This is a genomic window from Haloarcula sp. H-hyl2 (assembly GCF_056934385.1).
This window is the reverse complement of sequence record NZ_JBRIIJ010000002.1, coordinates 28,367-41,519: the sequence shown is the minus strand read 5'-3', so window position 1 is coordinate 41,519 and position 13,153 is coordinate 28,367. Positions and strand designations below refer to the sequence as shown.

Sequence of the window (13,153 nt, the reverse complement as noted above, 5' to 3'; positions counted from 1 at the left end):
ACCAAGCAGCCTGTAACAGGGTTCCGAGGTTAACGCTCTGAAGGAGAACCGCCACAGCCCGAGACCTGTCCTGCCGGCAGGATCGGTGCGAAGGCCAAGTACCGGACGTCGCGCAAGTGGCGTTCGGGAATCCAGCACGCCAGCAAAAGCTGGTGAAAGCCCAGCTAAAGTCCGCAAGGACAACGCCGGTGGAAGCCCGGCTAACGTTGGCACGTGTGCTGGAAGGGCCGTACGGGCTGTCGAAAACATCTCCCGTCCAGGTCCAAGCCACGTTCGTGGATTCTACGGACTCACTCGGTGAGCGAACGCGCCGTCCTCAGAACTCGCCCAGTGTCGACTGCTGGGCGGCCGCCAGGACGTCCTCGCAGGTCGACCACGACGAACGCGCACACGCGGGGAGCTGGCCGTGGGACTCGACGTAGGTCGCCAGGAACTCCCGTGTGGTGGGGTCGCTCGGGTAGCCCGATCCGACCGCGCCGTAGGACTCGGCCAGCGCGTCGACGTGGGTGTCCCGCGCGACCTTCGCGACGATGGAGGCCGCACCCACCAGCGGGTCGGTCTCGTCGGCGCCGTGTTCCGCTCGGACCGTGAGGTCGGCGTCGACGCGGTCGGCGACTCGGCGCCCGAATCGGTCGGCGTCGGTATCGCCCGCGTCGACACACCCGGCGAGTCCGTCGCGCGCGACCGGCGAGAGCGCCTCGGCGTGGGCGGCGACGGTCAGCGTGTTCATGTCCGTCTCCGGGTCGTCGATACGCTCGACGGGGATCTCGGCGACGCAGACGCCGTCGGCGGTATCGCGGATGAGCGCGGCCAGTTCCTCGCGACGCGCCGGTGCGATGTCCTTCGAGTCGCCCACGTCGTCGGGCAGGCTCTCCGGGTCGGCCCGGACAGCCGCGGCGAACATCGAGCCCAGCACCGGTCCCTTACCGGCCTCGTCGACGCCGAATGGCATGGCCGGGAGGTCACCGGCCGATAGCAAAGCCGTTGTGGTCGGTCAGGGAGCGGAGTCGAGTTGTAAATCTATCTTTAGACAGCGAGAGAATCCCGCCGTTCACGGCGGGCGTGAATCGCGCCACTCAACTACGCAAACCACCGCTCGACAGCAGACCGGATATTCCATGCTAATCTACACCACTAAGTAAATTTGTCTACATAGGCTATGTATGGCGATTCAGGCCACGCGCACCTACGTTGGTTCCATTCAGAACCACCGACAGGTCTGCGATGGCCTTGACTCGCTCGGAGACTCCGCCTCCAAAATCTGGAACGTCGCACGATGGACAGCCGACCACATCTGGGATGAGACCGGCGAAATCCCAGAGGAAGGGGTGCTGAAATCGTACATGAAGAACCAACCGTGCTGGAAAGACCTGAATGCACAATCCAGTCAGAAAGTCATCGAAGAACTTTCCGACGCTTTCCAGTCATGGTTTGACCTACGACACAAGGACGACGAGGCGAATCCGCCCGGCTACCGCAAACACGGCGACACCCGACCACGTTCCACGGTCACATTCAAAGAAGACGGCTTCAAACACGACCCTGAGAACAACCGCGTTCGCCTCTCGAAAGGCTCAAACCTGAAAGAAAACTGGTCGGACTTCATCCTCTGCGAGTACCAGACACGGCCAGACGTTGACCTCACAGAAGTCAACAGCGTGCAGAACGTTCGCGCCGTCTGGACTGGCGAGGAGTGGGAACTGCACTTCGTCTGCAAAGTCGAACTCGAAACCAACGACTCATCAGGAGATGGCGTGGCAGGCATTGACCTCGGCATCAAGAACATCGCCACGGTCGCCTTCCCCGACGAGTACGTTCTCTACCCCGGCAACTCGCTCAAAGAAGACAAGCACTACTTCACCCGCGAAGAGTACGACACTGAGGGTGAGAACGGCCCCTCGCAGAAGTCGATGTGGGCACGTCGGAAACTCGCAGAACGGGAGACACATTTCTACCACGTTCTCACAGACACCATCATCACCGAGTGCGTTGAGCGGAATGTAGGAACGCTCGCAGTGAGCTGGCCCGAAGACATCCAAGAGTCCGACTGGGGGAAGACCGGCAACAAGAAGCTGCACTCGTGGGCGTTCGACCGCATCTACCAGTACCTCGAATACAAAGGCAAGATGCGCGGTGTTGAAGTGCTGAAAGAGAACGAGTGGGACACCTCGAAGACGTGTTCGGCGTGCGGCGACGATACGAAGTCGAACCGTGTCGAACGTGGGCTGTATGTCTGCTCGTCATGTGAGTTGGTAGCCAACGCGGATTGTAATGGGGCGGAGAATATGCGGCAGAAGATAACTCCGAGTCCTCACGGTGAGGATAGGAGTAACGGCTGTGTGGCACAGCCATCGGTACACCTGTTCGACCGCGAGAGCGGGACGTTCAACACGAGAGAACAGGCCGTATCGTAGACCGGCAAATATCCCAACCTGCGGTACGGGAAGCCTCGCCGTTTACGGTGAGGAGGATGTCACAGTTCGTTCATCTGCTCGTCGAGTTCGTTCAAATCGTACGTATCGTCGCCTTTCGGTAAGACTGCGAGGGCAGTCATCGTGTCGCTGGAGATCTCGTAGATGACTCGGTACCCACTTCTGCCAACCCACTCTCGATAGAAGTTGTATCGATCTGAGCCGGTGAGATATGTCATCTGCTCTTGCGGGACGCGCCCCCACTTTATCTGTCGTTCCCAGTCCTCGATTGCATCGAAACAGCGCTGGGCGTGGTCCGGGTTGTGCTGCTTGATCTGTCCAATATCTTGAACAACAGCGGGATGGATTCGAAAGCTCGACGGCGCCTGTGGCACGCTTACCGACGTTCGAGATCGAGCTCTTCAGCAACCTCGTCGATAGAGAGGAACTCGTCGTCATCCAACTCATCGAGATCAGATCCGCGCTCGGCGATCAGCGCCCGCTCATCGGGGAGCATCTCCTCTTCGGCTTCGGCGGCCGTGGCGTCGTCCGAATCACTCGACATAGTGTACTGTCTGTCGCCTATCGTTATAAATCATCGTCTGGCAGAACCGTCGCTGTTCAACGCTCGCCGAACCGCACTGAGCGACTCACTCCCGGACGAACTCCTCGGTGACGAACGGTTCGTCCTCGCCCTGGACGTCGACGACGTCGAGTGCGGTGACGACGGCATCGACACCGAGCAGGCCCGACAGACTGGGAGTGGTCCGGCCCTCGTCGCTGGAGACCAGTTCTTTCACGTAGAGGCCGCCCTCGCCGTGGATGCGGAGGTCAGCGTGGCGCTCGTCGATCAGTTCGCCACTGGCCGCGTACACCTCGCGGGTCCGCGTGAGGTCGGCCCGGCGATGTGAGACCCGCTGGGGTGTCTCCTGCTCGATGGTCGCCCCTTCCAGGTCGTCGAGTGCGGCCTGGAGGTCCGCGTCGGTCACCGGGGCGTCGAACTCGACGTCCATCCGGTAGGTCTTCGAGGCGTCGAGTTCCTTGACGCGCTCGACCATCTCGTAGGTCGCCAGCCGCAGGCCCTCGACCTCGACTTTCCCGTCTGCGAAGGCGTTGATGTCGGCTTCGAGTTGCTCGGCGTCGACGTTGCGGATCCGGGGATTCTCGACCTCGATGACGAACGGGCGGCCCGATTCGAGCATCAGGGCGTCGACGTCCTCGCGGCCGGCGCCGTGGAACGTTCCGCTATCCCCGTTCATCGCGTCGACGACGACCGGCGCGGTCAGTTGCTCGACGCTCTCGTCGTAGCGGTAGCCGGTGCCGTCACAACCGTCACAGGGCTGGCCCTGCCAGCGGCCGGTGCCGTTGCAGTCGTTGCAGGGCCACTTCGTCTGGGGGATGTCCCGTTCGAGTTTCCGGTAGCGGCCGTAGACGAACGCGGAGTTGACCTGGACGTCGACCTCGTCGGTCGCCAGGTCGATGGTGAACTGGACGTCCGGACGGCCGAACTCGACTTCGGCGTCGGTTTCCTGCCCGATTCGCTTACCGACCTCGCGGTTGAGTTCGGTCTTGAGCGCCTCGCCGGCGTCCTCGTCCATGCCGAGGTCTTCCCGCAGGAGCGCGTCGTTCTCCTCTAACAGCGGCGGGACGCGCGTTCCGACCTGGTAGGTGTCGAACTCGTAGCCCCGCGCGGCGGTGACGGCCTGCTCGACCCACCACTCCACGCGGTCGGTCTCACCCTCACACACCCAGCAGTCCTCGCTCGCCTCGAAGGGCTCGTCGGCCTCCAGCGCGAGTGTCACGCGGAGCGCGTTGCCGCGCTCGGCGTTCGAGAGCCCGAAGCTCCGGTCGGCGAACAGGCGGCCCAGACAGTTGTCACATAGCGGGCCGGCCTCGACTGCCGCCCGGGCGTCCTCCAGTAGCGTCATTGTCGAGGTGTGGCGGCCGGTCCGTAACTGCGTTTCGACCTCGCTACATCGCGCAATCGCGCCGTGCCGGTCGCCGGTCCTCGCCTGCCACCCCGCTCGATCGGACAGCCCGGTCATCAGCCGAGGAGGAGTCGGACGAGCCAGAGCGTCCCCATACCGACGGCGACCGTTGCGAGGATGCTCCCCGTCCGGCGCGCCGTGACGACAGCGACCGCTGCAGCCAGTACCCGAGGGGTCACGAGGACACCGGGTAGCGCCTTCAGACTGGGCAGTCGTCCCCCTATCACGAACACGTCAGGGACGACGAGCGCGGCGATAATCGCGACCGGAACGAACTGCAACGCTCGTTCGACCGCCGGAGGGATACCACCCAGCCGAGCGTGCAACTGGATAAACGAGAGTCGAATGGAGAAGATGCCGAGGCCGATGACGACCAGCAGTGTCCACGATGCCACCGACCCGGGGGCAACCTGCATCAGTCTGTCTCCTCGCTGCGTTGCAGCAGGACCCCTGCCGCGGTCCCGACGAGCGCCGCGCCGAGCACGCCGACGTTCAGCGGAATCACGCCACCGGCCAGCGAGACCGTCCCCGCGACGGTGGCGACGACGACGGCGGTGCGGTCGTTGACCATACTGACCAGCAACCCGATGAACACCAGTGGGACGATGAACTCGACCTCCAACTGCGGCGGCACGCCGAAGCCGAAGACGATGCCGACGACGAGTGCCACCTGCCAGACGAGCCAGAACGGGACGACCACTCCCAGGTAGTAGCCCCGGACGTCTGTCGTCGGTTCTGCCTCGAATCGCTCGACGGAAAGCGCGTAGTTCGGTGTGTTGAGGAAGTACGCGAGGAACCACTTCCAGCCTGCCGACTGTCGCTCGAACAGCGGTGCGATCGAGAGGCTGAGGACGGTGAAGTGGACGACGACCGAGAGGGCGGTGACTGCGATGACGAGTGCCGATGCGCCCGCCTCGAGCAACTCGATCGTCGTGATGGTCGACACAGGTGAGAAGAACAGCACGCCCATCCCGAGCGTCTGGAGCGGTGGGATTCCGGCGTCCGTCGCTGCGATACCGGCGACAGCGCCGATGGTGAAGACCGGCACGAGCAACGGCGAGACGGCTTTCGCCCCGTCGAGGAAGTCAGACCGGACGGTCATCTGTACACGACCGAGGGGACGGAGAACGTTCGTGTCCCGTCAGTATCAGAGCGAGTGTGACGGACCCACATACGTCCCTCTAACTGCGCCAAAAGTCAAAAATCTAACTAGTACGGTACGCTGTCCGAACCAGTCAGCGCTCCTCACCGCCCGCCGTCCGTCGAGACCTCGCCCGGGGTGGACTCGGGAGCCGGCTGGAACGCCTCGCCCGCCGCACCGTTCGTCACCGAGATGTCCCGCTTGGGGAACGGGATCTCGATGCCGTCGGTCTGGAACCGGCGGTAGATGGCGCTGTTGAGGTGGTGGGTCGCTCTGGCTGCCACCGCCGGGTTCGACACCCAGCACAGGAGCTCGAAGTTGAGCGCGGAGTCGCCGAACTCGCGGAACCGCACGCGCGGACTGGGCCGGTCCCGGACCAGCGCCTCGCTCTCGGCGATCTCCAGCAGGATCTCCTCGACGACGTCGATATCGGTCCCGTAGGCCACGCCGATCGGGACGCGGATGCGTCGGTTGCGTTTCGGCGTCGACTCGTTGATGATGGCGGCGCTATTCAGCGTCGCGTTCGGGACGGTCACGAGGATGTCGTCGCGGGTGCGCACGACCGTCGAGCGCACGGAGATATCCTCGACGCGGCCACGTTCGCCGGTCTCCAGGACGACGTAATCGCCGACGCGGTAGGTCCCGTCGAGATACAGCGACAGCGATCCGAAGAAGTTCGCCAGCGTGTCCCGGGCGGCGAGGCCGACGATGATGCCGACGATACCGGCCGAGGCCAGTAGCGGCGTGACGTCGATGTTCCACAGCACGAGCAGGAGGAAGACACCGACGACCGAGATGACTGCGCTCCAGACGTTCTGGAGGATTGGGACCATCTGGCGGTCGATGTACTTGCTGTCGGGCACCGCGGCCGAGACCTTCCGGCCCATGCGGACGAGCGTCACCATCCAGACGACGATGATCGCCGAGAGCGTCCCGGCCTCCAGCGGAACCGCGATGTCCGGCGAGACCTCGTAGAAGTCCGTCGCCACGTAGGCGCCCACCAGTCCGAGCGAGAGATACAGCGCGGTATGGAGGTTCCGGAGGACGATGTCGTCGACGTTCCCGTCGATGCGAGTGGTGACCTGCCGGACGAACCGGTCGCCGAGCGCGTGGACCAGGGCGGCCAGCGCCAGGAAGCCGACGACGATGACCACGATGCCCTGCCAGGCCGGGAGGCCAGCGAGTAGTTCCACGACGGGACCGTCCAGTTGCATGCCAGATGTACGCGGCGGGCTGTATATATATTGACACCGTCTGACCGGCACAACCGAACGGCCTTTGCCCTCGGGCGTCCGTGTGCGGGGTGTGAACCCGATCCTGGTCGCCGTGGTGCTGGGCCTGCTCCAGGGGACGCTGGAGTGGATTCCCGTCTCCAGCGAGGGCGGCGTGGCGCTGGCCTCGACCGTCCTGACCGGTGTCGACCCCGACGCTGCGACCAGACTGGCGCTGTTCCTGCACGCCGGGACGGCGCTCGCGGCGGTGGCGTACTACCGCGGCGAGATCGGCGCCCTCGCCGGCGACGTCGGCAGGCTCTCGCGCACGCCCTTCGCCGACGAGACGGCCGACCTCTCCTTTCTCGTGCTGGCGACGCTGGCGACGGCCGTCACCGGGCTGCCGGCGTTCCTGGTGCTGGACGCCGCGGTCTCGGGACTGGAAGGGGGGCTGTTCCTGGCGCTCATCGGCGGCCTGCTGGTCCTGACGGGCCTGCTCCAGCGCTTTGCCGTCGCGCTGTCGCTGGGTGAGCGCTCGCGGCCGGACTGGGTCGACGCACTGCTGGTCGGTGGCCTCCAGGGGCTGGCGATACTGCCCGGCGTCTCGCGCTCGGGGACGACCGTCAGTGCGCTGTTGCTCCGTGGGCACGAGGGCGAGTCCTCGTTGCGACTCTCCTTTCTCCTTTCGATCCCGGCGTCGCTGGCGGCCAACGGTCTCGTCCTGGCGACCGACGGCGTGCCGGCCATCGAACCGACCAGTGCCGTCGTCGCGCTCGCGGTCAGTGCCGTCGTCGGCTACCTCACCGTCGACGCGCTGGTCCGCCTCGTCCGCCAGGTGCCGTTCTGGACGGTCTGTACCGTCTTCGGCGGCTTGGGACTGGTCGGTGGGCTCCTCGTGACGCTGTGACCCTGGTTTTTTCAGCCGGCGAACACGACCGGCTAGTGATGAGCGAGCTAGACCCCGTCGATATCGCGCCGCTGTGGCTCTGGAGGGGAACCGCCGCGAGCACGCTCCTCGCGGCACTTTCTGCGGCTGTCGCGCCCGCGTCGCTGGAGTGGCTCACGCTCGCGCTCGTCGGTCTCGCGGCGCTCGGCGCCGTCGCGCTCCTCTATGGGTGGGGCCAGTACCGCGACACAGACAGCGACTCCGGTGACGGTGACCGTCGCGAGCAGGAGATGAAAGCCGAGGCCGGTGGCTACGGCGGGAACGGCGGGCTCTGAAGCGCCGGTGTGGAACTTATATACCCTTCGGCGTCAATTCTCTGGCGACAGCGGGCATGAGTGGTGACGAACGAAAGGTAGTCGACACGTCCGGCGATTTCCGGTACGCCGTCCGGGATGGCCAGGCAGTAGATGGCCAGTGGCAATCGTGTCGGATTATCGTTACCAACAGGCGGCTGGTGCTGGCGACCAACGGCAACCGCCAGGCTATCGGCCACTCGAAGATCGAGGTTCCCGAAGACCCGGAGTCGGTGATCCCCGACGACGTGGGTGGGGCCGTTACCCCGCTCAAGGTGGGCGACAACGTCTTGCTCGTCGACGCGGGGATGGACGACTTCGAGACGGAGTACTGCCGGGCGACCCTGCAGGGCGAGGTCATCCTCGCGCGGGACCCGGCGGTCGTCGGCGGCGTCGTCCAGGAGGACGCCGCGTGGAGCAAAGCCCGGTTCGCGCTGGACGACGACGAGATCCGGTTGCAGTTCCCCGGGGGCGACGCGACGGCGTTCGACATCGAGGACGTCGGCACCATCGAGCGCAGCCAGAGCACCGTCATGGGCGAGCCACGGCAGGTCATCGAGGTCGAACACACCGACGAACAGGGCCGCAGCGTCGAGACTCACTTCTCGGGGATGGCCCACCACACGAACGCCCTGGAAACGCTCTTTACGCGCGTCGTCGAGGCCCGCGAGGACGATTACGAACTCTCCGAGATGGAGAGCCAGGTCCTGATGGCGCTGTATTCGGGGGTCTCACCGTTCGAGATGTCCGACTTCGTCGGCATCAGTCCGGACGAGGTCGAGGAGATCTACCAGCGGTTGCTCGACGTCGGCGCCGTCGACGAGGTGCGGACCCGAACCGAGGTGGCGCTGAACGCCCAGGGGCGGAACATGGCGAGTGAAGCGATGAGTGGGGAGTAGGGAGGGGCGCGAACGGAGTGAGCGGCCCTCCAGTAGCGAGCGGGGAGCGTCGCGACCCGCGAGCAGTAGGGAGATTCCGAGCATCGCGAGGAATCTCCAAAAAGCGCAACGGGGAGCGAAGCGACCCGTGAGCAGCGAGAGCCCTCGATCAACTGCCCGCCTCGCTGTCGCGGTGGCACCGGAGTGTCATCGTCACAGCAGTCCCCTGATCCGTGTTGGCAACCGACAGGTGGCCGCCCGACCGCTCGACGTACCACTTGACGACCCAGAGGCCGACGCCGGAACTGTGGTCGAGGACAGTCTCTTCGTCGTCAGAGAGGAAAATGATCTCGTTCGACGGGATGCCGCCGCCGTCGTCTTCGATACGGAGGTCGACCGTCTCGCCGTTCGAGACCGAGCGGATCCGGACGGTGAGTGGTGGATCGTTGTGCTCGACAGCGTTGTCGATGCTGTTGGTGATCGCGGTCTGGAATCGCTCGACGACCTGGACGTCGGTGTCGTCGACGGCGACGTCGAACACGACACCATCGGGCACGTCTCGGGTCGCGTCGACGGCGTCGGAGACGAGTGTCTGGAGGGACTGGACGGTCGTGTCGGGGGCCTCGTCGACGAGTCGTTCGATCTCCCTGGTCTTCTCGGCGTGGCTCATCAGCCGTTCCGTCGCAGCGATGGCAGTCTGGACCGTCTCTCTGGTCTGATCGTCGTCGGTGCGGTCCTCGATGGCGTCCATGTGTCCCAGCGCGACGGTGAGCTCGTTCCGGATGTTGTGCCGGAAGACTCTGGAGAACACGCGTTTGAGCATTCGCAACTCCTGCTCACGCTGACTGAGTTCCCGTTCGCGCCGCTTGACCGGTGTGATGTCACGGAGGACGATGATCGCCTCGGTCCCGCTCTCGCGGATCCGCTCGCAGGTGACCGAGAACTGGCGTCGGCGGCCGTCGCGGGTGAGTTCGAACTCGGCGTCTCTCGTGCCGGCGCGGTAATATTCGACGATCTCGGGGTAGTCCTCGAAGAGGTCCTCGATCGCGCGGCCGGCGACGTTCGGCGGCGTCTCGAACAGTGCTCTCCCGGCCGGGTTGATGTCGACGACACGGCCGTTCTGGTCGACGGCGATGACGGGGTCGGGGATCGTCTCGACGACGGTCCGGCGGCTGACCGGGATCATCGTAAAGAGGTGATACCGGAACAGCGCGAGCGCCCACAGCCCGGACGTGACCAGGAACGACACCGGCGTCAGATCCACGTAGAGGGGGATCGCGTCGACGAGTCGGAAGAGGTGTGTCTGGAGGGCACCGGGAAAGCCGATGGCCCAGCCAGTGAGCAACAACAGCAGTTGCTTGCGGTGGGCGCCGTGGGCCACGCGGAGCCGTCGGAGTAGCCAGCCCACCGGCAGCATCACCATCGCGACGGCGAACCCGATGTGGACGAGATACCAGGGGCCGAGGACGAACTCGCTGATACCGACTGGATTCGGTGGCGTCTCGGCACCGAGGACGAGGTGGTGTATCGGGTTCGTCGCCGTGAAGACGATGGTGAGCACGGGAATCACGAGAAGCGCAGCGGCGTACGACCGGGAGAGTTCGACCCGGTCACGGTTGATGTACTCCCAGGCGAATAGCGGCCACCCGAAGATCACGAGGATCTGGAAGAAGTGACGGATCGTCGTGTTGATGTACAGCGGGAGGACGGGGGTCGGCCAGGTAACGAGCGCGAGCTGGACCGACCAGCCGGCCATCCCGACCAGACAGAGGAGGAGGCCGTTCGCGCCCGGCCGGTCGCGGTGCCGGTAGCTGTAGGCGGCCAGCCCGATCATGGGGACGGCACAGATCAGCATGAAGAAGGCCATCGACTGCGCCGCGGCGCTCATGGCCTGACAATTGGTAACGAGGATGAAAAGTCTACGGGAGAGTCAGCGGGGCACCGCTACTCTTCCTCGCGAACCGCTTCGAGCGACCAGAAGAAGCCGTAGTAGGCGATCACGCCGCCGGCCAGCGCGAGGTAGTACGCCCACTGTGGCGCCCCCAGGATGATGTCGAAGACGACGGTGACGACGGTCACCCAGGTCAGGGCGAACACGAAGTCGACGAGCATCCCCGAGCGGTGTTCCTCGACGTGTTCGCCGATGGTTTCGAGCAGGCCCTTGGGTGACGTCATCGGCACGGTCACTCCTCCTCGTGTTCGTCGACGACCAGGACCGGGACGTGCGTCGACCGCAGGACGCGCTCGGTGACGCTGCCCAGTAGGGCCCGGCGGACGCCCGACCGGCCGTGGCTCCCCATCACCACGAGGTCGATGTCGTTGTTGTCGGCGTAACCGGCGATGACGTCGTGGGGGGTGCCGACACGGACCTCCTCGCGGACCTCGACGTCGTGTTCGGCGGCGACGTCGACGACGGCGCCGGTCGCGTCGTCGGCCTTCTCCTTGAGTTCGGTCATCTCGCCGAAGTTGCCCTGTCTGATGCGGTCGACCTGTTCGGTACCCAGACCGAAGTTCACGGCGTTGATGTCGACGACGTACAGCGCGTGCAACTGGGCGCCGTACTTCGCGGCGAGGTCGACCGCGTGGTCGACCGCGACGTTCGCCGTATCGCTTCCGTCCGTCGGGATGAGGATGTGCTCGTACATTGTTAGTCGTCTGCGGGAGTGTTACCGCCGCTACTGGAGACGATGTCTTCGGCGGTCTGTTGCTGGCCCATCGGTTCGGGGCTGTGACACTGGCGGACCATCTGCTTGGTCTCAAGCGGTGGCTCCGGCGTCGCCAGCGAGACGGCGATGGTGACGATGAACACCAGCGGCGTCCCGACCAGCGCCGCGCCGATGGGCGGGACGTACTGTGCGTAGATCGGGATGAGGGCCTGTCCAGGCCCGCCGGCGATGTCGGCCAGGAAGCCGACGTAGGCCGGCAGGACGCTGTTGACGATGGAGCCGATCCACAGCAACAGGCCGACGGTCATCCCGGCCAGTGCGCCCTGCCGGTTGGTGTTCTCCCACCAGAGACCGAGGAAGAACATCGGGAACAGGACGGTCCCCGCGAGCGAGAACGCGTAGGCGACCAGTTCGCCGATCAGCGCGGGCGGGTTGAACGCGGTGACGGTGACCAGCGCGCCGATACCGACGATGGTCGCGCGGCCGATGAGGACCTGCTGGCGCTGGGTCGCATCGGGGTTGATCAGTTCGGAGTAGATGTCGTGGGCCACCGCCGAGGAGGCCGTGATGAACAGCCCCGCGGTGGTCGCGATGGCGGCGGCCATCCCGCCGGCGGCGACGAGGCCGACGAACCACGTCGGAAGGTTGGCGAACTGCGCCGCCAGGACGACGATGACGTCACCTTCGGCGCCGGACATCGCCTGCTCGCCGGTGTAGACGGCGTCCGGCGAGAGGTTGTTGACCGCCGCGAACAGGTCGACGCCGAAGGCGGCCATCGCGGGCGCGCCCCAGTACAGGAGCATGATGAAGAACAGCCCCCAGACGGTCGACCAGCGGGCGGTCCGTTCGTTCTGGACGGTGTAGAACCGCACCAGGACGTGCGGGAGCCCGCAGGTCCCGAAGATGAGCGAGAACGCCGTCGCGACCCAGACGTAGTAGGAGGCGCTCTGGAACGGCTCGGAGAACTGCCGCCCGAGCTCGTTGATGAGCGCGCCGTACTCGATCTGTGGCAGGATCGTCGAGTACCCCTGCGTGAAGCCGACGACGTAGACGCCGGCCAGGAAGGCGACGATGAGGATGACGTACTGGACGGCCATGTTCTTGGTCGCGCCCAGCATCCCCGAGAGCGCGAGGTAGCCGACGGTGATGGTCATCATCACGACGATCATCGGGATGATGTCCAGCCCGAAGACGTACTGGCCGACCAGGCCCATCCCGCGGGCCTGACCGACGGAGTAGACGTACGCGATCAGCAGCGTCGTGAACGCTGCCAGCGCGCGGGCCATCGGTGAGTTGAACCGATCGGCCACGAAGTCCGGCGCGGTGTACTTCCCGAACCGGCGCATCTGGGCGGCCAGGAAGATCAGCAGGACGAAGTAGCCGGTCGTCCAGCCGATGATGAACGCGAGGCCGTAGAAGCCCGAGAGGGCGACCAGCCCCGCGAGTCCGAGATACGACGCCGCGGACATCCAGTTGGCGCCGATGGCCATTCCGTTCTCGATGTTTCCGATACCGCGGCCTGCGACCCACATCCCCTCGGTGTCGGCCACCTTGAAGACGTAGCCGATGACGAGGAACGACGCCATCATCAGGAAGACGATGATGGCCGGCAGGAGCTT

The 13,153-nt window shown here is 65.1% G+C and carries 15 protein-coding genes; 4 read left to right on the top strand and 11 right to left on the bottom strand.

Going from position 1 to position 13,153, the window contains the following annotated elements; translation table 11 throughout:
- Positions 1-316: 316 nt before the first annotated feature.
- Positions 317-952, bottom strand: a complete 636-nt coding sequence (rnhB, locus tag Hhyl2_RS09880; RefSeq protein WP_483550606.1) for a ribonuclease HII — start codon at positions 950-952, stop codon at positions 317-319.
- Positions 953-1,163: 211 nt separating this feature from the next.
- Here rnhB and Hhyl2_RS09875 point away from each other — a divergent pair, with 211 nt between their 5' ends.
- On the top strand, positions 1,164-2,414 hold the full coding sequence (locus Hhyl2_RS09875) for an RNA-guided endonuclease InsQ/TnpB family protein (RefSeq protein WP_483550605.1): 1,251 nt from the start codon (positions 1,164-1,166) through the stop codon (positions 2,412-2,414).
- 59 nt (positions 2,415-2,473) lie between these two features.
- Here Hhyl2_RS09875 and Hhyl2_RS09870 read toward each other — a convergent pair whose 3' ends face one another.
- The 6 genes from Hhyl2_RS09870 to Hhyl2_RS09845 form a co-directional block, all read right to left on the bottom strand.
- Positions 2,474-2,650 (bottom strand): type II toxin-antitoxin system RelE family toxin, encoded by a 177-nt coding sequence (locus tag Hhyl2_RS09870; protein WP_483550604.1) that lies wholly within the window; start codon positions 2,648-2,650, stop codon positions 2,474-2,476.
- Between the two features lie 158 nt (positions 2,651-2,808).
- On the bottom strand, positions 2,809-2,976 hold the full coding sequence (locus Hhyl2_RS09865) for a hypothetical protein (RefSeq protein WP_483550603.1): 168 nt from the start codon (positions 2,974-2,976) through the stop codon (positions 2,809-2,811).
- 85 nt (positions 2,977-3,061) lie between these two features.
- Complete coding sequence (locus tag Hhyl2_RS09860; protein WP_483550602.1) at positions 3,062-4,339, bottom strand: tRNA pseudouridine(54/55) synthase Pus10; 1,278 nt, start codon at positions 4,337-4,339, stop codon at positions 3,062-3,064.
- Between the two features lie 116 nt (positions 4,340-4,455).
- On the bottom strand, positions 4,456-4,815 hold the full coding sequence (locus tag Hhyl2_RS09855) for an AzlD domain-containing protein (RefSeq protein ID WP_483550601.1): 360 nt from the start codon (positions 4,813-4,815) through the stop codon (positions 4,456-4,458).
- Positions 4,815-5,501, bottom strand: coding sequence for an AzlC family ABC transporter permease (locus Hhyl2_RS09850; protein ID WP_483550599.1), 687 nt, complete (start codon positions 5,499-5,501; stop codon positions 4,815-4,817). Before Hhyl2_RS09850 ends, Hhyl2_RS09855 begins: the two co-directional genes overlap by 1 nt.
- Positions 5,502-5,644: 143 nt before the next feature.
- Positions 5,645-6,754: a mechanosensitive ion channel family protein gene (locus Hhyl2_RS09845; protein ID WP_483550598.1), complete on the bottom strand. Its 1,110-nt coding sequence runs from the start codon at positions 6,752-6,754 to the stop codon at positions 5,645-5,647.
- A 91-nt stretch (positions 6,755-6,845) separates the two neighbouring features.
- On the opposite strand from Hhyl2_RS09845, the gene Hhyl2_RS09840 reads away from it, so the two are divergent.
- Genes Hhyl2_RS09840 through Hhyl2_RS09830 form a run of 3 tightly spaced genes read left to right on the top strand, consistent with a single transcriptional unit; the run spans position 6,846 to position 8,889 of the window.
- Entirely contained in the window at positions 6,846-7,658 is an 813-nt protein-coding gene (locus Hhyl2_RS09840) for an undecaprenyl-diphosphate phosphatase (RefSeq protein WP_483550597.1), read from the top strand.
- A 38-nt stretch (positions 7,659-7,696) separates the two neighbouring features.
- Positions 7,697-7,972, top strand: a complete 276-nt coding sequence (locus Hhyl2_RS09835) for a hypothetical protein (RefSeq protein WP_483550596.1) — start codon at positions 7,697-7,699, stop codon at positions 7,970-7,972.
- Between the two features lie 56 nt (positions 7,973-8,028).
- Positions 8,029-8,889 (top strand): CheF family chemotaxis protein, encoded by an 861-nt coding sequence (locus Hhyl2_RS09830; RefSeq protein ID WP_483550595.1) that lies wholly within the window; start codon positions 8,029-8,031, stop codon positions 8,887-8,889.
- Positions 8,890-9,037: 148 nt separating this feature from the next.
- Here the strand turns inward: Hhyl2_RS09830 and Hhyl2_RS09825 are convergent, their stop codons facing one another.
- Genes Hhyl2_RS09825 through Hhyl2_RS09810 form a run of 4 tightly spaced genes read right to left on the bottom strand, consistent with a single transcriptional unit; the run spans position 9,038 to position 13,123 of the window.
- Positions 9,038-10,756 carry a histidine kinase N-terminal 7TM domain-containing protein gene (locus Hhyl2_RS09825; protein WP_483550594.1) on the bottom strand — a complete coding sequence of 573 codons (1,719 nt, stop codon included), beginning with the start codon at positions 10,754-10,756 and terminating at the stop codon, positions 9,038-9,040.
- A 56-nt stretch (positions 10,757-10,812) separates the two neighbouring features.
- Positions 10,813-11,043, bottom strand: a complete 231-nt coding sequence (locus Hhyl2_RS09820) for a DUF8119 family protein (protein WP_483550593.1) — start codon at positions 11,041-11,043, stop codon at positions 10,813-10,815.
- A gap of 8 nt (positions 11,044-11,051) precedes the next feature.
- The gene (locus tag Hhyl2_RS09815) at positions 11,052-11,513 is read right to left on the bottom strand and encodes a universal stress protein (RefSeq protein ID WP_483550592.1); all 462 of its coding nucleotides are present in this window, start codon (positions 11,511-11,513) and stop codon (positions 11,052-11,054) included.
- A 2-nt stretch (positions 11,514-11,515) separates the two neighbouring features.
- Entirely contained in the window at positions 11,516-13,123 is a 1,608-nt protein-coding gene (locus Hhyl2_RS09810) for a sodium:solute symporter family transporter (RefSeq protein WP_483552019.1), read from the bottom strand.
- Between the last annotated feature and the right edge of the window lie 30 nt (positions 13,124-13,153).

Coding starts and splice junctions, on each gene's coding strand:
- rnhB (WP_483550606.1), bottom strand. CDS start 952: ATGCCATTCGGCGTCGACGAGGCCGGTAAGGGACCGGTGCTGGGCTCG.
- Hhyl2_RS09875 (WP_483550605.1), top strand. CDS start 1,164: ATGGCGATTCAGGCCACGCGCACCTACGTTGGTTCCATTCAGAACCAC.
- Hhyl2_RS09870 (WP_483550604.1), bottom strand. CDS start 2,650: ATGACATATCTCACCGGCTCAGATCGATACAACTTCTATCGAGAGTGG.
- Hhyl2_RS09865 (WP_483550603.1), bottom strand. CDS start 2,976: ATGTCGAGTGATTCGGACGACGCCACGGCCGCCGAAGCCGAAGAGGAG.
- Hhyl2_RS09860 (WP_483550602.1), bottom strand. CDS start 4,339: ATGACGCTACTGGAGGACGCCCGGGCGGCAGTCGAGGCCGGCCCGCTA.
- Hhyl2_RS09855 (WP_483550601.1), bottom strand. CDS start 4,815: ATGCAGGTTGCCCCCGGGTCGGTGGCATCGTGGACACTGCTGGTCGTC.
- Hhyl2_RS09850 (WP_483550599.1), bottom strand. CDS start 5,501: ATGACCGTCCGGTCTGACTTCCTCGACGGGGCGAAAGCCGTCTCGCCG.
- Hhyl2_RS09845 (WP_483550598.1), bottom strand. CDS start 6,754: ATGCAACTGGACGGTCCCGTCGTGGAACTACTCGCTGGCCTCCCGGCC.
- Hhyl2_RS09835 (WP_483550596.1), top strand. CDS start 7,697: ATGAGCGAGCTAGACCCCGTCGATATCGCGCCGCTGTGGCTCTGGAGG.
- Hhyl2_RS09830 (WP_483550595.1), top strand. CDS start 8,029: ATGAGTGGTGACGAACGAAAGGTAGTCGACACGTCCGGCGATTTCCGG.
- Hhyl2_RS09825 (WP_483550594.1), bottom strand. CDS start 10,756: ATGAGCGCCGCGGCGCAGTCGATGGCCTTCTTCATGCTGATCTGTGCC.
- Hhyl2_RS09820 (WP_483550593.1), bottom strand. CDS start 11,043: ATGACGTCACCCAAGGGCCTGCTCGAAACCATCGGCGAACACGTCGAG.
- Hhyl2_RS09815 (WP_483550592.1), bottom strand. CDS start 11,513: ATGTACGAGCACATCCTCATCCCGACGGACGGAAGCGATACGGCGAAC.
- Hhyl2_RS09810 (WP_483552019.1), bottom strand. CDS start 13,123: ATGATGGCGTCGTTCCTCGTCATCGGCTACGTCTTCAAGGTGGCCGAC.